The organism is Pseudomonas sp. BIOMIG1BAC (assembly GCF_001705995.2).
Lineage (GTDB): Bacteria > Pseudomonadota > Gammaproteobacteria > Pseudomonadales > Pseudomonadaceae > Aquipseudomonas > Aquipseudomonas sessilinigenes.
Window position 1 is genome coordinate 3,241,132 of record NZ_CP049045.1, and the last position, 17,646, is coordinate 3,258,777.

The 17,646-nt window shown below is 65.0% G+C and carries 19 protein-coding genes; 5 read left to right on the top strand and 14 right to left on the bottom strand.

Features of this window, described 5'->3' with window-relative positions; genetic code table 11:
* Positions 1 to 19 precede the first annotated feature (19 nt).
* From ATY02_RS15450 to ATY02_RS15460, 3 genes are read right to left on the bottom strand one after another with little or no spacing between them, the layout of a single operon-like run.
* Positions 20 to 1,090 (bottom strand): ABC transporter ATP-binding protein, encoded by a 1,071-nt coding sequence (locus ATY02_RS15450; RefSeq protein ID WP_068587255.1) that lies wholly within the window; start codon positions 1,088 to 1,090, stop codon positions 20 to 22.
* Positions 1,087 to 2,697 carry an ABC transporter permease gene (locus tag ATY02_RS15455; RefSeq protein WP_068587253.1) on the bottom strand — a complete coding sequence of 537 codons (1,611 nt, stop codon included), beginning with the start codon at positions 2,695 to 2,697 and terminating at the stop codon, positions 1,087 to 1,089. Before ATY02_RS15455 ends, ATY02_RS15450 begins: the two co-directional genes overlap by 4 nt.
* Before the next feature lie 3 nt (positions 2,698 to 2,700).
* Positions 2,701 to 3,714 carry an iron ABC transporter substrate-binding protein gene (locus tag ATY02_RS15460; RefSeq protein WP_068587251.1) on the bottom strand — a complete coding sequence of 338 codons (1,014 nt, stop codon included), beginning with the start codon at positions 3,712 to 3,714 and terminating at the stop codon, positions 2,701 to 2,703.
* 312 nt (positions 3,715 to 4,026) lie between these two features.
* Between ATY02_RS15460 and ATY02_RS15465 the strand changes: the two genes are divergently transcribed.
* Together ATY02_RS15465 and ATY02_RS15470 are read left to right on the top strand one after the other, a co-directional pair.
* Positions 4,027 to 4,482: a glucosaminidase domain-containing protein gene (locus ATY02_RS15465; protein ID WP_068587250.1), complete on the top strand. Its 456-nt coding sequence runs from the start codon at positions 4,027 to 4,029 to the stop codon at positions 4,480 to 4,482.
* On the top strand, positions 4,476 to 4,946 hold the full coding sequence (locus ATY02_RS15470) for a hypothetical protein (protein ID WP_068587248.1): 471 nt from the start codon (positions 4,476 to 4,478) through the stop codon (positions 4,944 to 4,946). Before ATY02_RS15465 ends, ATY02_RS15470 begins: the two co-directional genes overlap by 7 nt.
* 116 nt (positions 4,947 to 5,062) lie before the next feature.
* Here ATY02_RS15470 and ATY02_RS15475 read toward each other — a convergent pair whose 3' ends face one another.
* The 3 genes from ATY02_RS15475 to ATY02_RS15485 form a co-directional block, all read right to left on the bottom strand.
* Positions 5,063 to 5,581, bottom strand: a complete 519-nt coding sequence (locus tag ATY02_RS15475) for a sn-glycerol-3-phosphate transporter (protein ID WP_277621493.1) — start codon at positions 5,579 to 5,581, stop codon at positions 5,063 to 5,065.
* An 80-nt stretch (positions 5,582 to 5,661) separates the two neighbouring features.
* Positions 5,662 to 7,137 (bottom strand): alpha/beta hydrolase, encoded by a 1,476-nt coding sequence (locus ATY02_RS15480; protein WP_083235682.1) that lies wholly within the window; start codon positions 7,135 to 7,137, stop codon positions 5,662 to 5,664.
* Positions 7,137 to 7,805: a helix-turn-helix transcriptional regulator gene (locus ATY02_RS15485; RefSeq protein WP_164823667.1), complete on the bottom strand. Its 669-nt coding sequence runs from the start codon at positions 7,803 to 7,805 to the stop codon at positions 7,137 to 7,139. The genes ATY02_RS15480 and ATY02_RS15485 overlap by 1 nt, the downstream gene beginning before the upstream one ends.
* Positions 7,806 to 8,019: 214 nt before the next feature.
* Between ATY02_RS15485 and ATY02_RS15490 the strand changes: the two genes are divergently transcribed.
* Positions 8,020 to 9,429, top strand: coding sequence for an MFS transporter (locus ATY02_RS15490; RefSeq protein ID WP_068587246.1), 1,410 nt, complete (start codon positions 8,020 to 8,022; stop codon positions 9,427 to 9,429).
* Between the two features lie 140 nt (positions 9,430 to 9,569).
* A complete protein-coding gene (locus tag ATY02_RS15495) occupies positions 9,570 to 10,187 on the top strand; it encodes a class I SAM-dependent methyltransferase (protein ID WP_068587245.1) in 618 nt (205 codons plus the stop codon).
* Positions 10,188 to 10,339: 152 nt separating this feature from the next.
* On the opposite strand, the gene ATY02_RS15500 is transcribed toward ATY02_RS15495, so the two are convergent.
* From ATY02_RS15500 to ATY02_RS15525, 6 genes are all read right to left on the bottom strand, one after another.
* Positions 10,340 to 10,849: a copper chaperone PCu(A)C gene (locus ATY02_RS15500; RefSeq protein ID WP_068587243.1), complete on the bottom strand. Its 510-nt coding sequence runs from the start codon at positions 10,847 to 10,849 to the stop codon at positions 10,340 to 10,342.
* Positions 10,849 to 11,454 (bottom strand): SCO family protein, encoded by a 606-nt coding sequence (locus tag ATY02_RS15505; RefSeq protein WP_068587288.1) that lies wholly within the window; start codon positions 11,452 to 11,454, stop codon positions 10,849 to 10,851. The genes ATY02_RS15500 and ATY02_RS15505 overlap by 1 nt, the downstream gene beginning before the upstream one ends.
* 131 nt (positions 11,455 to 11,585) lie before the next feature.
* Positions 11,586 to 12,563, bottom strand: a complete 978-nt coding sequence (locus ATY02_RS15510; protein WP_141698148.1) for an alpha/beta hydrolase family protein — start codon at positions 12,561 to 12,563, stop codon at positions 11,586 to 11,588.
* Entirely contained in the window at positions 12,560 to 12,976 is a 417-nt protein-coding gene (locus tag ATY02_RS15515) for an NUDIX hydrolase (protein WP_068587237.1), read from the bottom strand. The genes ATY02_RS15510 and ATY02_RS15515 overlap by 4 nt, the downstream gene beginning before the upstream one ends.
* A 158-nt stretch (positions 12,977 to 13,134) precedes the next feature.
* Complete coding sequence (locus tag ATY02_RS15520) at positions 13,135 to 13,761, bottom strand: LysE family translocator (RefSeq protein ID WP_068587285.1); 627 nt, start codon at positions 13,759 to 13,761, stop codon at positions 13,135 to 13,137.
* 216 nt (positions 13,762 to 13,977) lie between these two features.
* A complete protein-coding gene (locus ATY02_RS15525; RefSeq protein ID WP_068587236.1) occupies positions 13,978 to 14,790 on the bottom strand; it encodes an AraC family transcriptional regulator in 813 nt (270 codons plus the stop codon).
* A 131-nt stretch (positions 14,791 to 14,921) separates the two neighbouring features.
* On the opposite strand from ATY02_RS15525, the gene ATY02_RS15530 reads away from it, so the two are divergent.
* Positions 14,922 to 15,752: an enoyl-CoA hydratase/isomerase family protein gene (locus tag ATY02_RS15530; RefSeq protein WP_068587235.1), complete on the top strand. Its 831-nt coding sequence runs from the start codon at positions 14,922 to 14,924 to the stop codon at positions 15,750 to 15,752.
* A gap of 18 nt (positions 15,753 to 15,770) precedes the next feature.
* On the opposite strand, the gene ATY02_RS15535 is transcribed toward ATY02_RS15530, so the two are convergent.
* Together ATY02_RS15535 and ATY02_RS15540 are read right to left on the bottom strand one after the other, a co-directional pair.
* Positions 15,771 to 16,217 (bottom strand): GNAT family N-acetyltransferase, encoded by a 447-nt coding sequence (locus ATY02_RS15535; RefSeq protein ID WP_068587234.1) that lies wholly within the window; start codon positions 16,215 to 16,217, stop codon positions 15,771 to 15,773.
* A gap of 208 nt (positions 16,218 to 16,425) precedes the next feature.
* Positions 16,426 to 17,607 carry a condensation domain-containing protein gene (locus ATY02_RS15540; RefSeq protein WP_083236629.1) on the bottom strand — a complete coding sequence of 394 codons (1,182 nt, stop codon included), beginning with the start codon at positions 17,605 to 17,607 and terminating at the stop codon, positions 16,426 to 16,428.
* Between the last annotated feature and the right edge of the window lie 39 nt (positions 17,608 to 17,646).

The following is a 17,646-nucleotide window of genomic DNA, read 5'->3' on the forward strand; positions in this document are numbered from 1 at the left end:
TGCGCCGCCAAGGCGTGGCTCAAGTTGCTGTTGTCGCACCCAGGACATGCGCCAGGCCCTGGGTACAGATCCTTACCCGAGTGCCCGGGGCCGGCAGGTGGGGGCCCTGATTGCGTACCAGCAGCAGCTGCTCGCCACCGCTAGCGGTGGCCAGGGCGACATTGAGGGTGCAGGTGTTGCCGGCGAAGTCGCAATCTTTGACCACGGCGACGCAACCGGATGCGACCCCGCTTCCCGGGGCCTCTGGAGCCAGTTGCAATTGCTCGGGGCGCAACATGATCGTGGCTTGGCCCCTGGCAGCCGAATCGCGTACAGGCAGCACGCCGAGGTCGCAGTGGGCCAGGCCGTTGTCCAGGTGCGCTGGTAGCAGCACGGCATCACCCAGGAACAACGCCGTCTGCGCATCCTGCGGGTGCTGGTACAGCTCCAGGGGAGGGCCGGCCTGGATCAACCGACCCTGGCGCATGACCACCAGTTGGTCGGCAAAGGACAAGGCCTCGGCCTGGTCGTGGGTAACCAGGACCGTGGTCACTCCGGCAGCGGCCAGCAGGCGGGCGACGGTCTTGCGCATCGAGGCCCGCAAGCCGGTATCCAGGGCGGAGAAGGGCTCATCCAGCAGCATCAGCCGCGGGCGCTGGGCCAGGGCGCGAACCAGGGCCACTCGTTGTTGCTGGCCGCCGGACAGCTCATGGGGCCAGCGTGTTGCCATGTTGGCCTCCAGGGCGACCATTTCCAGCAGTTCAGCGATGCGCTGGCGCTTGCTGTCCAGGCTCCCTGGCAGGCCGAAACCGACATTGGCCGCCACGCTCAAGTGTGGGAACAGCGCGCCATCCTGCGGGACATAGCCAATCAGGCGCTGGTGGGCAGGCACTGCGCCCCGGTCGTCGACCATGACCTGGCCGTCGAGGGTAATGTGCCCACGGTCGGGGAATTCGAAACCGGCAATCATGCGCAAAAGAGTGGTCTTGCCGGAGCCCGAGGGGCCGACGATTGCCGTGCGACTGCCAGAGGGTACGCAAAGGTTGATATCGGTCAGCGCCGCTACTGGGCCGAAGGATTTGTGCACTGCATGGAGTTCAAGGGTATTCATCGGCCTGCGCTGCGCCTGGACTGTTGGTAGAGAAGGCCGGTCAACGGCAGTGAAAGCACGATCATCAGCAAGGCATAGGGCGCTGCCGCGGCGTAGTCGATTTCGCTGGTCATGGTCCAGAACCCGGTCGCCAGGGTCCGGGTGCCGTTGGGTGCCAGCAGCAGGGTGGCCGTCAGCTCGTTGCTGATGGCCAGGAACACCAGCGCCGCCCCGGCCGCCGCACCCGGTGCCGCCAGGCGCAAGGTGATCCACCACAGGGCCTGCAGCGGTCCACGGCCCAGGCTGCGAGCGATGTTTTCCAGCTCCACCGGGGCCTGGGCGATGCCGGCCCGCAAGCTGACCAGCGCCCGGGGCAGGAACATCAGGGCGTAGGCCAGGAGTACGCAAAGGCTGGTCTGGTAAAGCGGCCGGGCGAATTTTACGGTGATGGTCACCAGCGCCAGGGCAACGACGATGCCCGGCAGGGAGCTGCTGATGTAGTTGCAGCTTTCCAGCAGCCGCAGCAATGGGCCCGGGGCGCGGATCGACAACCAGGCCAGTGGCAGGGCGACCAGGGTGGTCAGCAATGCGCCGAGGCTGGCCAGGACCAGGGTCTGTTGCAGGCTGGGCAGCAAGTCCGCGCTTTGCCAGACGGCCATCCCGCCGGCCAGCAACCACTTGCCCAGGGTCCACAGGGGAACGCCCAGGGCCAGGAGGCTGGTGAGCATCGTCAGTCCCAGGCCGGCGTAGCGCGAAATCGCCTGCAAGCGCACGGCACGTTGTGCTCTGGGGCTTCCGGAGCCGACCCGGGCGTAGCGGGCGTGGCCTCGACTGGCAGACTCGATCGTCAGCAACAGCAGGCAGCACAGCACCAGCACCCCGGCCAGCATATTGGCCGCAGGTCCGTTATAGGTGGACTGGAACTGGTCATAGATGGCGGTGGTGAAGGTATCGAAGCGAATCATCGCGTAGAGGCCATACTCGGCCAGCAAGTGCAGGCCCACCAGCAACGCACCGCCGCCGATGGCCAGGCGCAGTTGTGGCAGGACTACCCGCAGGAACAGTGGCCAGGGCCGTAGCCCCAGGGACTCGGCAACGTCTTCGATAGCCGGGTCGAGCCGGCGCAAGGAGGCAGCGACCGGTAGGTAAATGAAAGGGAAATAGGCAATCACCGACACCAGCACGGCGGCCGGCAATCCATGCAGGGTCGGCAGCAGGCTGACCCAGGCATAGCTGTGAACGAACGCCGGTACGGCCAGGGGGGCCACCGCCAGCAGGGACCAGGCCCGGCGCCCCGGCAGGTCGGTGCGCTCTGTGAGCCAGGCCAGGGCCACGCCCAGCAGCACGCACAAGGGCAGCGTCAGGGCCAGCAGCAACAGGGTGTTGTACAGCAGCTCCAAGACCCGTGGGCGCAACAGCAATTGGGCAATGGTCGCCCAGCCGGTCTGGATCGAGATGCCAACGACGAACCCCAGGGGCAGCAAGGCCAGCAACGACACCAGCAAGGCCGTTGCCGACAGCCACGGCACGGCCCCTGGGCCCAGGCCACGACGGCGATAGCCGGCCAGCGTGGTGCCCCAGGCCTTGCCGATATCGGCGGCGTTGGACAGCGACAGGTCGTCGGCCATGGCTTACAGGAGACCGGCCTGGCCCATCAGGTCCACGGCTTTCTTGCTGTTGAGCCTGGCGGCATCGACCTTGGGGGCATCCAGTTCGGCCAGGGGCACCAGTTGCGAATTGGATGGCGCGTCCTGGCCCACGGCATATTCGAATGAGCGACCGCTCTTGAGTACCTCTTGGCCCTGCTTGCTGGTAATCCACTTGAGGAAGGCCTGGGCTTGTTCCTGGTGCTTGCTGGAGGCCAGTACGCCACCTCCGGAAAGGCTGACGAAAGCCCCCGGGTCCTGGTGCTTGAAGTAGTACAGCGCGGTGTTCTTGCTGTTTTCCCCGGTCTTGGACTGGTCGACGAAGCTGTAGTAGTGATAGATCACGCCACTGTCCACCTGGCCGGCATTGACGGCCTTGAGCACCGCGCTATTGCCGCGATACAGGCTGGCATTGGCCTTGATGCCCTTGAGCCATTCCAGGGTGGCGGCTTCGCCCTTGAGCTCCAGGACGGCACTGACGATGGCCTGGAAGTCAGCCCCGGCGGGCGAGGCGGCCCACCGGCCTTTCCAGGCCGGTGTTGCCAGGTCCATCAGCGACTTGGGCAACTGGCCGGAGTCGAGCTTGGTCGGGTTGTAGACGAACACGGTGGAGCGGGCTGCGATCCCCACCCAGTTGCCATGGCTCGGCCGGTAAGCGGCGCCGACCTGCTCGAGGGTGGTCGGAGCGACCTTGGCCAGCAGCCCGGCGTTATCCACCAGGGCCATGGCCGGGGAGTTCTCTGTCAGAAACACGTCTGCCGGGGAAGCGTTGCCTTCCTGCACCAACTGGTTGCCCATCTCGCTGTCATCGCCATTGCGCAGGGTGACCTTGATCCCGGTGTCGCGGGTAAAACCTTCGACCCAGGCCTTGGTCAGGCCCTCATGCTGGGCGTTGTAGACCAGGATGCCGTCGGCATCCGCCGCCCAGGCATGCCCGGCAGCCATCACGGCACCGGCGAGCAGGGCGGACTTGAAGAGAGAGGGGGTACGAATGGCCATGGTGAAGGCAGCTCCTGGTTTTTTTGGAGGCATCGGTCCGGACCTTGGCTTGGGAAGTCGCCGTTTCACGTTGACCAATGGGAATCATTTGCAGGTGAAAGCTGGGCGCAATGTAGAGCGGCAAACAAGAAAAAATCGTCAAATTTATGCGTAATTCCTGTCATGGCCGAGCTCATGCCGAATGGCCTGTGATGTGTGCCACAGCTTGGGTGGAGCAGGTTAAGAAAGGCGCAGGCAAGGCCCTGGCGCTGATTTATACTCAGCGCCGGAAAATCGCTGGAAATGGAATTGACACATCATGAGGGAAGACCGATGAGCGCCAGACTGTGCAACAACATCAGTGCCGTGACCTTTGTCAGCAAGTACAAGGCCGTGTGCCAGCCAATCGCTGATCAACTGGACCTGCCGGTGGAGAACATCCTCGGCCTGGCTGCCCAGGAAAGCCAATACGGTACCGGGCGGATTGCCCGGGATCTCAATAACTATTTTTCCATGCATGCCCCGGCGCCGCTGCAGAGCGGCGCCGAGTCGCCCCAGGGCAATGCGGCGATCAAGGTCGCCAAGTTCGCCTCATTCCAGCAATCGGCACAGTCCTTCGCCCAGCGTTATGGCGGTTCGGTACGGGGCAAGCGTGAGCCCATGGAGTTTGCCCAGGCCCTGGTACGCAGCGGCTACAACAGCGGGGACGCGGCCACGGGTGGGCGCAATGGCTTCGCCAAATACCTGGCGGACATCATCGTTGCAGTCAGGGGGCGGCTGGCATGCTGAGGGTCACGGCCGTTTCCTGGGGGCTGGGCCTGTCCCTGGCCTGTGCGGGGCTCAGTGCCTGTGCCCAATCCGCGTTGCAGCCGACCCAGATCGCCTCCACCGGGCTGAGCCGCGAACAAGCCCAACAGGTGCTGCTGGTGGCCCTCAAGCACCAGGACTACCCGATGAGCAAGCCGGGAGTCTTCGTCGATGGCGACCTGCAGGATGAGAGCGGCAAGCCCCCTCATCCGGGGTACTTCGATTTCAGCCTGGGCTACAACGATCCCAAGGCCGGTGCCACCGAGTACTGGGGCCTGTTCTCGGTGAGCCTGAATACCGGCGATGTCTGGGAAATCAACAGCTGCAAGCGCCTCGATGGTGGTGAACTGCGGGCCTTGCAAGGGCAGATCATGGGGCGCACCGGCAAGACCTTGGTGGATGAAGAGCCCCAGCGCCAGGGGCTGGGTTGCGAGGACGAAAAATAAGACTGCCCGGCGCGTCCAGTCGAGCGGTGACCGGCCAGGCTCTGGCGCCTGGCCGGTCACCATCAGTATCGCCAAGGCACCTGCCCGGGTACTGAACCGATACGCCCCGCATGGCTTCAGAAGCGGTAGCCGAGGTTGACCATCATCGCGGCGCTGCCCAGTAGCACCACCTCGGTCCCGAGCGGGCCGTAGTGGGCGCCAATGGCCGGAATCAGGGCCGGGGCCACGCCGAAGTGGTTGAGTGGAATTTTGTCCTTGTACTTTCCCTTGTAGCCCTGGATCAGGCCGCCGCTGAGCTTGGCGTAGACCGGCCAGCTGGCGTTTTCCCAGGCCTTGCCTGCATAGGCGTAGTAGGAGCGCTGGGAAAAGGAGTTGCGAAAAGTGCTCAGGCCCCAGAGCTGGCCATCGGCGTAATTGCGTTCCAGGCCGGCCAGGTCCTGGTGGTTGTTGTGGTCGGGGTCATGCTTCCAGTGCTGGGTATAGGCGCTGGTCTGCAGGTACCAATAGTCCTGTTGCGGGGCGCCCTGGCTGGTCTGGCTGGCGGCCAGCAGTAGCGCGCCACCGAGGCAGGCGCCGCCGTATCGCTGGCGAAGAAGACCGAGGCGCAGGGCCTGGAGGCGATTCTTGATTAGCATGCTCACTCCCTGCCGAGGGGCAGTCGTGCCCCCTCGTGCATCAAGGGAGCGAAAGGGACGGGACGCTAGCAGTAGGTCATTCACCGGATCAATGCTGAAACTGTTGCATGATCTATATCCGCCTCGATGCGCTGGATCAGGTAGGGAAAGAAGGGATTGGCGGTCAGGCGCATCAACTCATCCATCGGAACGACCAGTACCCCACGCTCGCCCCGGGCCGCCACGGTACCCAGGTGTACCCCGAAGTCTTCGGCAGTCGATGGCTGGGTCCCGTACAGGGCGTCATCCAGGGGGAAGGGCAGGGCCACGTGGGACAGGGAAAACACTTCCGGCGGATAGGCCAGGTCCAGGGGCTGGCGAGTGCTGTGCTCGCTGACGGCGGTGGTGGTCTGCAGCTCCATGGCCATGCTGGCGCTGCCATCGTTGGTCAGCACCTGCGTCGTGTAGCGGCGGGGCGGAGGTGGCAGCAGACCGGCCAGGGAGGTGACGCTCGCCGGGTCCAGAAGGCCTTCGAAATCCCGGGCGCGGTTGAGGTCGAAAATCACCAGCTCGCTGCCGTTGGCTGGCAACCGCTGGTACAACCCATCGACCAGCGCCCGAGTGCTGACGGTGGCGTCGGTCAGCGACTGGAAGCTCAGGATCGGTGGCAGGTTGGCCAATCGCGGATCCTCCGCCAGGGCCAGCAACTGGCTTTGCAGGGCATCGGTGAGCAACCAGGACTGGCGTGCGCCGTTGACCGGGAACGAGTTGTACTTGAACGGGTTGTACTCTGGACGCAGGTTCAGCCAAGCCGCCTTGCTGAAGGCCGGGAACACTGCGGGCCACGCGGCCAACCCGGCAAAACGCGCGGACGCCGCCACCCCGATCATTGGCGAGATCAGCACCAGGCGCTGGGCCTGGGGCAGGCGTGGATCGGCCAGGGCGTCCAGGGCGTACTTGACCGCCAGGGCGCCGCCGTTGGAGTAGCCAACGATATGCAAGGGCGCCGGAGCCGGCACTTCCTGGCGGGCGGTGCGTAGCGCCATGCGGGTCGCGGCCAGCCAGTCCTGCCAGCGCGCATCGGTCAGGCCCGCGGGTACCGTGCCGTGACCGGGCAAGCGCAGGCCGATGGCCAGGTAGCCGTGCTCGACATAGCGACGGGCGACATGGCGCAGGCTGTAGGGCGAGTCTGTAAGGCCATGCACCAGTACCACCACACCTTGTGGCCGGCCTTTGGGGCGCAGTATGTAGGAGTGGTTCCAGTTCGTGGCGAACGCTGGCGGGTAGGTCCTGCTGTCCTGGCGATAGCGATTGAAGGCCGGCACCTGGGCGGGATCGAGGGTTGCGCTGACCTGTTGCTCAACTTCGGCGAACACCCGCTCCTCGGCCTTGAGCCAGGTGGCCCAGTCTGCCCGGTCGAGTTGCTCGGCGTCGAGCTCATGGGGCACATGCAGGTGCCAGGGTTGCAGCGCCGGGCCAGCCGCACTGTCGTAGGCTCGCCAGGCCAGCAGGGTCACTCCCGCGATCCCGAGCACCAGGCCTGCCTGTTTCAGCAGGCGCCACAGCAGGGGCGCCATCAATGCGGCTCCACGGCGCTGATGCGGTATACGCAGCGGCGATCGCCAGTGATCAAGTGCTCCACCCGCTGCACATGGCCCAGTTCACCGATGGCGGCCTGGAACACCTGCAATTCGGAGCGGCAAAAGCCCTGGCATTGCCGGGCCGCGACGCAGATCGGGCAATGGCTTTCGATCAGCAGCCAAGCATCGCCATCGGGTTCGACATGGGCCATGTAGCCGGCTACCTCGCGGATCTGCGCCAGCGCCCGGACCCGTGCCTCCAGGGACGGCAATGGACTGCAGGCGCCAAGGTATTCGGCGGTGTTGATGCGCTCCATATCGCTGACGATGCGCTCCACGCCGTCGGCGCCATACACCGCGCGAATCGAGTCGATCAATTGCAAGGTCAGGTTGGCGTGGGTATCGGGAAAACGCGCCTGGGCCTGTTCGGTCAAGACCCACTTCTGCGAGGGCCGACCTGCGCCCTGGGCCGGCATCAGTTGCCCGCTGATGAGTTCGCTGTCCACCAGCTTCTGCAATTGCTGGCGAGCCGCCTCCTGGGAGATCTCCAGCAACGGTGCCAGGTCGGCGGTTTTCAGCGGGCCACGGGTCTTGAGCAGATACAGAATGCGCTCGGCGGTGGCGCCGGGGTTTTTCTTGTCGGCTTGAGGGGACATCGAAGACATGCGGGGCCATTAACCAATAGGCGGATAGGAAAATTCGGTGGCCTGCCAGTGGCTGGCGACCGGGCAAGCATAACAGGCCTGCAAGCCTTGGCCTGGCGAATCGCCAAGTCCTGATCGTCCTGGGGCCAACAGGGGCATGGAAAAAACTAATTATCAAAGCAAATACTTGTGTAATACATTGGCGCCTTCTCGAATAACCAGACAGGAACACACCATGGCATCGACAACGGATTGGTCGGCCTTGCTATCGGGCAGGAACGGGTTACGCTCCGCGGCCCTGGCCGGCGGCGTCGCGCTGCACGCAATCAACGTCTACCTGGTCACCACTTTGCTGCCCTCGGTGGTCAAGGACATCGGCGGCCTGGATTACTACGCCTGGAACACCACATTGTTCGTGGTGGCCTCGATCATCGGCTCGGTCCTGTCTACCCGGGTCCTGGCGAAGTTGGGACCCAAGCTTGCCTACGCCCTGGCGGCCCTGGTCTTCATGCTGGGGTGCGGCCTGTGCGGGCTGGCGCAGGACATGGCCTGGCTGATCGCCGGGCGCAGCGTCCAGGGCTTGGGCGGCGGGCTGTTGTTCGCCTTGCCCTACGCGATGATCCGCCTGGTGTTCCAGGAGCCGCTGTGGCCACGGGCCATGGCGCTGATTTCGGCGATGTGGGGCGCAGCCACCCTGATCGGGCCGGCGGTGGGCGGGGTCTTTGCCGAGCATGGTGCCTGGCGTGCGGCGTTCTGGGTGCTGATTCCCTGCACGTTGCTGTTCATGCTGCTGGCCATGGCCTTGCTACCCGGCCAGCGCCAGGAGCCTGCGGCCCGCAGTCCGATTCCCGGGTTGCAGCTGGTTCTGCTGACGGTCACGGTGCTGGCGATCTCCATTGGCAGCATCAGCACCTCGGTGCTGTACAACGCCGTGGGGCTGGGGGTCGGCCTGGGCCTGCTGGCATGGGTTGGCGTCCTGGAAAACCGCAGCGCGCAGCGGCTGTTGCCAAGGGGCAGCCTGGCATCGGGCAGTGCCCTTGCAGCGCTGTACCTGTCCATGGCGTTGCTGGTGGTGGGCATGACCAGCGAAGTCTTCGTGCCGTTGTTTCTCCAGGTCCTGCATCAGCAAACGCCGTTGCTGGCGGGCTACATTGCCGCACTGATGGCCGCAGGCTGGACCCTGGGCGCGCTCTTCAGCTCTGGCCGCAGCCCCCAAGGGGCGGCCCGGGCGGTGGCCTGCGGGCCGTTCCTGGTGGTCGCAGGCCTGCTCCTGGCGTTTTGGGCCATGCCAGCGGCCACCAGCCTGGTGAGCCTGGGAGCCATATGCCTGGCAATGGTGTCGGTGGGGGTGGGGATTGGCCTGGCCTGGCCCCACCTGTTGTCCCAGGTCCTGGAGCGCGCTCCTGAGGATCAGAAGGAACTGGCCGGCGCCTCGATCACCACGGTGCAACTGGTGGCTACGGCCCTGGGGGCGGCCCTGGCTGGCATGATCGTCAACCTGGCGGGCCTGGGCTCGGGCGCTGGCAGCGATGGCGCGGCCCAAGCGGCCCGTTGGCTGTTCGGACTGTACGCTGGCCTGTCGCTGTTGTTGTTCGTCTCGGTGCGCCAGGCCCAGCGCCAACCAGCAGCGGTCCCTAGCGTGTAGCCCACGATGATTGTTCGCATCGGCACAAAACTGCGTGGGCTGGCGCGCCAGGCGGACGCCGCCGAAACCGTGGATTGTGATGCTTGCCTGTCCAGGGTTTAATCGGCGTCGTGTTTACTGCCCACATGGAAGTTCGATGCATGCATGACTCTGCCCGCCATATCGTCCAGTTGTACCAGCGCCACGCCCAGGCTTGGGATAGGGGGCGTCGCACCCATACCCGGGGCTTCGAAGGCGAGCGGGTGTGGTTGCAGCGCTTTCGCCAGCTCATGGGCGATGGCCACCTGGTACTCGACCTGGGGTGCGGCGGTGCGGACCCCATGGCAAGCCACCTGATCGACAACGGCTGTGCGCTGACCGGGGTCGACAGTTCGACGACACTGCTGGAGCTGTGCCAACAGCGCCATGCCAACCAGCGCTGGATCCACGCCGACATGCGCACGCTGGCCCTGAACGAAGACTTCGACGGCATTCTGGCCTGGAACAGCCTGTTTCATCTGGCGCCCGATGACCAGCGAGCCATGTTCGCCGTGTTCGAGCGCCATGCCCGGCCAGGCTGCGCCCTGATGTTCACCAGTGGCCCGGCAGCCGGCGAGGCCATTGGTGAGTTCGAGGGCGAGGCGCTCTACCATGCCAGCCTTGATCCCGGCGAATACTGCACGCTGCTCGATACCCATGGCTTCGAGGTGGTCCGGCATATCAGCGAAGATCCCGATTGCTGCGGGTTCACGGTGTGGCTGGCGCGTGGCCTTGACTGAAACACAACGCCTGCCTACAGCACAGCTTGTGCGGTACAGGCAGGTTCGCTCCTGGCAACGCCGGAACCGGGTGGCCTAAATGAAAAAAGCCGCTGCCCGGTGTGGGCAGCGGCTTTTTCAGGACCGTACAGCGTGTGGGACCGAGGCTGGCCTCAGTGCTTCATCATGCTGTGGTCCATCGAACCATGGTCCATGGAACCGTGGTCTGGCGCATTCAGGGCGCGGGCCTCGGCATCGACCTTGATGCTTTCCTTCTCGCCCTTGGCGTTTTCCACGATCAGCGTCAGTGGCACCTTGTCGCCGGCCTTGATCTGGCCGGTCAGCTCCATGAGCATCACGTGGTAGCCGTGGGTATCCAGGCTGACCTTCTGGCCGGCCGGCAGGGTGACGGCATCCACTTGCTGCATGCTCATCACATCGTTGTGCATGCTCGACTGGTGGATCTGCACGTTCTTGGCCACGGGCGACTGCACCTGGACCAGCTTGCTATCGCTGCTGGCGGTGATGTCCATGAAGGCGCCGCTGGCGTGCTGGCCGGCGACGGTGGCGCGGACCCAGGCGTTGTCGACCTGGGTCGCGGCGCTGGCGGCATTGGCCAGGCCCAGCAGGGAGGCCAGCAGCAGGGCGGATTTGAGACGGGATGGGCGGGGTTGCAGAGTCATTAACAGACCTCCATGACGGTGAGCAGATCTTCTGCGCACTCCTGGGCGTTGAGGGACTGGGACAGGCCCAGGCGCAAGGTGCCCCGTGAGTCGTAGACAAAACTGGTGGCGGTGTGCGAGAGGGTATAGGTATCGCCGCTGGGGATCTTCTCGTAGAACACGCCGAACTCCTTGGCCGTGGCCGCGGTTTCCTCCAGGGTGCCGTACAGCGCTTCGAAGCTGGGATCGAACGCCTTGACGTAGGCATCCAGTACGGCAGGGGTGTCGCGTTCCGGGTCCAGGGTGATGAACACCACCTTGAGGCGATCGCCGTCGCGGCCCATCAGCTTCTTGGCCTGTGCCGCCCGGGCCAGGGTCGTGGGGCAGACCGCCGGGCATTGGGTGAAGCCGAAGAAGATCATTGGCATCAGGCCGCGGTAGCTGGACAGCGACTTGGTTTCGCCCTGTGAATCGGTGAGTTTGAAGGTACGGCCGAGGATCTGATTGCTCAGGTCCTTGCCGTACTTGAAGGACAGCCGGGGACTGTTGTCGCAACCGGCCAGCAGGCCCAGGCCGAGTACTCCGGCGCTGGTGAGCAGCGTGCGGCGAGTCAATAAAACACTCATGAAATAACGCCCTTTGAACAGCCAGACAGGCAAAAAACCCGCGCATGGTAACAAACGGACGAGGGCCGCGGCGGGCTAATTAGACCAAAGCCTGCGGCCATCGGTCGCACTTCACTGGCCCGTGGCCGGCCTCAGCCATGCTCATCCGCGACCGTCGGCAACTGCCTGAGCCATAGGGCGATGTCCTGCACCACGGCGGCCATCTGGCTCTGGCCGTCGCGGTCGCTCAGTCGATGGTCGAGGCCGGGATAGGCGCGAAATGTCAGGTTCGACCGGCCGTTGCGGCGCAGTTGCTCGATCAGGTCGGTCACTGCGTTGACCGATACCGCCTCATCGGCCGAGGCCTGGATGATCAACGCCGGCACGCGGCTGGCCTGCAGCAGCGCTTGTTGATCCAGTTCCAGCACTTCTTGCCACCAGCGACTGCCATGGCCACTGGCTTGCACGTCGGCCGCCGATTGCCGGCGCATCTGCTCGACGAAGGCCAGAAGCCCCTGGCGCGCCTGGTGCTGCTGCGCCGGGTCCCCACCAGCGCGATCGACACTGTGCAGCAGGTCATCGAGGAACCAGCGGCCACCCCCATTGAACGCCACGGTGGCATCGATGGCGGGCGAACGAGCCGCCAGGGCGTGGGCGATCACCGCACCTTCGCTGCCTCCCAGGGCGACGATGCGCGGGTAGGCCCGCCGCTGGCGCAGGTGCTCGATGACAGCCTGCAGGTCTGTCACACGCTGGCTGGGGCTGTCGTTGAGCAAGTAGGGGGCCGGGCAGTCCGCGCGCTCACTGTCCTGGTCGTAGGGCAGCGTTGCATCGATGCCGTACTTCTCCACCGTCAGTACATCGGCCTCGGGCATGGCCAGGAGCAACTTCCGGATGCTGGGGATGCGGCTCACGCTGTTGCAATCCGAGCCCTGGAGGATCACCAGCAGCGATTGCGCCGGCAGGCGGGGATTGCGTTGTAGCAGGTAGTAGTCGATTCGCGAGCCGTCGGGGCGGGCCAACTGCCGGTACTGCGGCGCCGGCAGCGGTGCCGAGGGCTCCGGCGTGGCGCTGGCCAGGCTGGCAACGGCCAGCAGTGAGACGCAGGCCCAGCGGATACCGAGGCTCAACTTTCCACCGCGGCCATGCGCACCAGCGCGCGCACGGCGGTACGGGTGGCCTGGGTCAGGGGTTGCGGTAGCCGGTCCAGCTCGAACCAGGCGATCTGGCTGTGTTTTTCCGGCTCCAGGTTGCACGGCGCCATCTCCGGTGCCGAGGTCAGGTATACCGGGGCGACCCAATGCTCCTGGCATTGCGGGTCGATCTGGTCCACCACGCAGAGCAGGCTGACCTCCTGCAGCGTCAAGCCCAGCTCTTCGAGGATCTCCCGGCGCATGGCTTGCTCCACCGGCTCCAGCCAATCGACCTTGCCACCAGGCAGGCCCCAGTGACCGGCCTCGGGGGCCCGCAGGCGCTTGACCAGCAGTAGTTGGCCATCGCGAACGATGGCTGCGCCGCATCCCAGGCGGGGCTGTTGGGGCATGGCGAGTACTCCTTGGGTGAAATAAAGAGGAGGGTAGGGGCGCGGGGTTCCGTCCGATGGCCTGAGGCTTGTCCGACAATATCGGTTAAGGGCATGACAGCAGATTGTTGGTTTGTTGTTGATTTGTAACTTTCCTCCCGACGCGCTTCCTGGCCTGCCTAGCGCCGCAACCAGGTCGCGCCGATCACTGCCAGGGCCAGCAGGATCAGGGTCACTCCGGTGCTTCTTTCCAACCACGGCAGGGCCCGGGCGAACCGCTGGCGAACCCGATCATTGCCGATGGCCACGGCCACCAGCACATCCCAGGCTAGCACCGCACTGAACATCCACAGGCCATAGAGCAGTTTCCAGCCGCTGCCCAGGCCGGCCCCGACCAGGGACGCCAGGCTCGCGTAGAACAGGGCGTTCTTGGGGTTGAGAAGGCCCGAAGCCAGCCCCATGCCCAGCCCGCGGGACCAGCTGGCAGTTTGCGAGCGCTGGTCGCAAGCCACAGTGGCTAAGGTGCTGGCACCGGCATGGCGGATAAACAACCAGCCCATGTACAGCAGGTAAACGCACCCGGCCAGTTGGATCACCAGGAACAGCTGGCCTTCGGGGCTGAACACCGAGACCCCGGCAAACGCCAGGACGATGAAGACGCCATTGGCCAGGGCAATGCCCAGGCAGGCGCCGGTGGCCGAGCGCCAACCGCCGGCCATGGACATGCGGGCCACCAGGAAGAAATCGGGGCCGGGGGACAGTAGCGCCAGAAAATGTGCAGCGGCCACCAACAGGAACTGTTCGATCACGATCAAGACCTCCAGCAAGCAAAAGGGCGGGAAGTCTGCTGTGCGCCAGGAACTTGGGTATTGAAGAAAATTGCGCGCCGATCAAGCCCGGTACCGCCGGCAATGCCGACCCGTCAAGGAAATGCAGGAGCCAGGCTTGCCCGCGATGGGTTTATCCAATCAACAGGCGCTACCGTTCACGACCCTCGCAAGCAAGCTTCGCCCCTGCTGGGATCAAGCATTACGGTACCGCCCGGGGGTGACGCCGACGTGGGCCTTGAACACCCGTTGAAAGTGCGCCTGGTCGGCGAAGCCCAGGCGCTGGGCCAATGCCGCGGCAGGCTCGCCAACCTGCAGGCAAGCGCGGGCCTGGATGACGCGCTGGTTCAATTGGTAGGCGTGGGGCGTCATCCCCGTAGCGGCACGAAAGGCCCGGATCAACTGATAGCGGCTCATCCCGGCCAGGTGCGCCAGGCTCTGTAGGGTGTTCACGGCCTGGGGCTGATGTTGCAGCAGGGCGATCACCCGCTGCACGCCGGCACTGGCCCGGGCAGGATCGGCAGCCAGGGCAATCGCCGGCTGCCCGGGGCTGGAGAAGTCACCGACGAACTCGATCAGCGCCACGTCCTTGTCTTGCCAACTGGCGTTGGAAAACAGCAGGGCATTGAGCTGGCAGAAGCGCTGGTAGCGATCCGGATCATCGCTGAGCAGCACCTGGTCGCGAAGTGCGCCGGGGCCAGGGGAGCGCTCCCGGCAAATGGCCTCTACCCAGTCGGCATCCAGGTGCAGCATCTGGTAACTCCAGGCTTCGCCCGGGCGAGGGTTGCAGGCATGCACGCAACCGGCTGGAACCCAGACCAGGCTGCCGGAGCGAATCAGTGTCGGCCCCTCCGCCGCGCCGCTGAACAGGCTCGTGCCATGGTCGACCGCGCCGATGGAAAGGGTGGGGTGGCTATGGGCCTTGTAATTGGCACGGCTGTCACACGCCCGACGGCTTTCGACGTAGGGCAGGTGCGGATCGCGCCAGAACTGGGCGGAGCAAGACATGAGCGGCAAGCCTTGGTGGTCGGGTGCGGCAGCAGCGTAACGGCGAACGAGGCCCGGCGCCAGCCAGCCCGAGCCAATGCCTGAGGCTGCCTATAATCGATGCTGGCCCAGGACCCAAGGAACCCATGCCCATGACATTCAGTGAAATAGCCTACGAGCAACATGGACCCGTGGTGGTGATTCGCTTCAACCGCCCCGAACAGCGCAATTGCATCGGGCCTGTCACCCATCTGGAACTGCTGCAAGCCTGGACGCGCTTTCGCGATGACGAGCAGGCGCTGGTGGCGATCATCACCGGAACTGGCGACAAGGCCTTTTGCGCAGGTGGCGACCTGAAGGCGGCGGCGCAACTGGTGCCCCACAGTCCCGAGGAGGTTGCCGCCCATGATCGCGGCGAGCGCCCGGGCATTATCGGCCCCAGCCGCTGGACCGATCTGTACAAACCGGTCATCGCCGCGGTCAATGGCGTGGCCTATGCCGGCGGCCTGGAGTGGGCCTGTTTTGCCGACATGCGCATCGCCGAGGAGCATGCCTCGTTCGGCGTGACCTGTCGGCGCTGGAACATCGGCCTGGGGGATGGCGGGACCCAGCGCCTGCCCCGGATCGTCGGCATGGGCCGGGCGCTGGAGCTGATTCTCACCGGCAAGGTGATCGATGCCCAGGAGGCCTATCGCATTGGCCTGGTCAATGAAGTCGTGCCCAAGGGGCATTCGCTGGCCCGGGCCCTGGAGCTGGCCAATGCCCTGGCACAACTGCCGCAGCCGGCACTGCGTACGGACAAGGAAGCAGCCATTCGTGGCTACGGCCTGCCACTGGCCGAGGGCTTGAAGATCGAGGCCCAGTGCTTCAACCGTTCGGTGCATCAGGCCGAAACCCGGGAGGGCCTGCGCCAGTTCATCGAGCGCGACCATCCTGACCGTACCCGGCAACCACCCAGGACACCTGGAATCGTCAGGGATTGAGGCCGCTGGGTCCGGCGTCTATTCCAGCGTCAAATGCATATCCCAGCAGTCAAGGCCGGGGCCGTGGCCGTCGGTGGTGATCTTGCCCGGCACGAAGCCCAGGTTGGCGTAGAAGCCCTGGCTGTGCTGGCTGGTGCTGATGCGTACGGTCCTGGCCTGGCCCAACTCGCGGATGGCCAGGAGCCGGGCTTGGGTCAACTGCTGCCCCAGGCCTTGGCCATGCAGCGTCTGGTCGACCATGCCCCAGCACAGGCTGGCCGTGGCATCCTCCGGGCGCATGGCATAACCACCGCAGGCGACGATCTGCCGGTCGCGCTCGATGACCAGGAAACAGTCTGGCGAGTGCTCCAGGAAATGCTTGAAGTCGTCGCGCTCCAGCGGATCGAAGAAGGCCGGGGTATTGCTGTCGAACAGCTCCAGGCAGGCCGCCAGGTCACTGGCTTGGTAGGGGCGTATGCGGTTCATGATCGGTACGCTCGAGCGGAAGATCCCGAATATTCGGGATCTTTGGCCCTGAGGGTCAAGCCAGATGAGCGCAGAGGCGCGTCATTGGCTTTGGCAAAGCATATGCAAGGTTACCCCTGCACTGGACCGCAAGCCTCGCTGCGGCCCTGAAGGGCGCGGGACTGCTCGATCCGCGCTCTGCTCGTTGCCTGCCTACCGGTGCGGCCGGTCAGTCGTGGGGGATACCTTGCAGGTCGTGGACAATCTGCTCGATAACCCGTCCGGCCTGGTCGCCATAAGCGGCGGCGTCCATGTCGATTCGCCCCGAGATGTCCTCGGTGTGCTCATCCAGGGTGATCTCGAAGGCCACGCGGCAGGTGTCGTTCGGCAACAGTTGCAAGCTCATCCACTGCTCCTCGCCCAGGCTGATACGGCTACCTGCGCTGCGCGAGTTCCAGGCGTTGAACAACTGCGCGAACGGCAATTCGAAACCGGCGGTGCGTGTCGACATGCCCTCGGGATACAGCGCTGCCGGTTCGATGCCCTGGCGCGCCGAGGCATTGATTACCGCCCGCTGTACACGCTTGATCACCGCATCCAGTGGTTCGCCAGGCTCATGCCGGGTGCTGACTGGAACCGTGTTGGACAACGGCCCCACCAGCGTCTGCGCTGCAGCTTCCGAGCGATTGGCGAAAGGTACGCCGGTCACCACGGTGCTCACGCCACTCACGGCACTGATGGCCCGCTGGTAGATCGCCAGCAGCAGCACGAACGGCGTCACACGCTGGGCCTTGGCGTAGGTCAGGACCCTGCTGCGAGGTACGTTGCTGGTGAACTTCAGGCTTTGCATGCGCCCCATGCCGCTACTGCCTTTGGTGCGCAGTGCATCGAGCCCGTAGGGGCCGGTGTGCGGGTAGACCTCCAGCTGTTGCGCCGCGCTGACCGTCTGTTCGGCCAGTTGCTGGGTCTGGCAATAGTCGTTCCAGGCGGTGCCGGATACCGGGGGCTGACCCTGGTAGTGCCGGGCGATATCGTCCAGCAGCAGATCGATCGATGCGCCGTCGCAGGTATAGACCCAGAAGCCGATCCAGATGTGCAGGCCGTCGTGGTCCACGGCCGAGGCGATGCGCAGTCCCGGCTCAGAGGCCTGCCGGGCCCGATAGGCCAGGAAGTCCTGATCGGTGATGGCGTCCTGCACCTTGCCCAGTTGCTCGCGCAACGCTTGACGCAAGTCTGGCTCGCTGGGGGCATGGCCGACCAGCTGTTCGCCGTCGATCTCGAATCGGGCCGCCAGGATCGGATGCCGTGCCAGGGTCTGGGCCACGGCGTCGAATACCTGTGCCTGGTCACACTGTGCGCTGAAGTCCAGGCGCAGCGCGCCGCAATAGGCGCGCCCCGTCTGGTCAAGCATCGCCCCGGTCCATTTTTCCCGCAGTCCCGCGACGCTGCC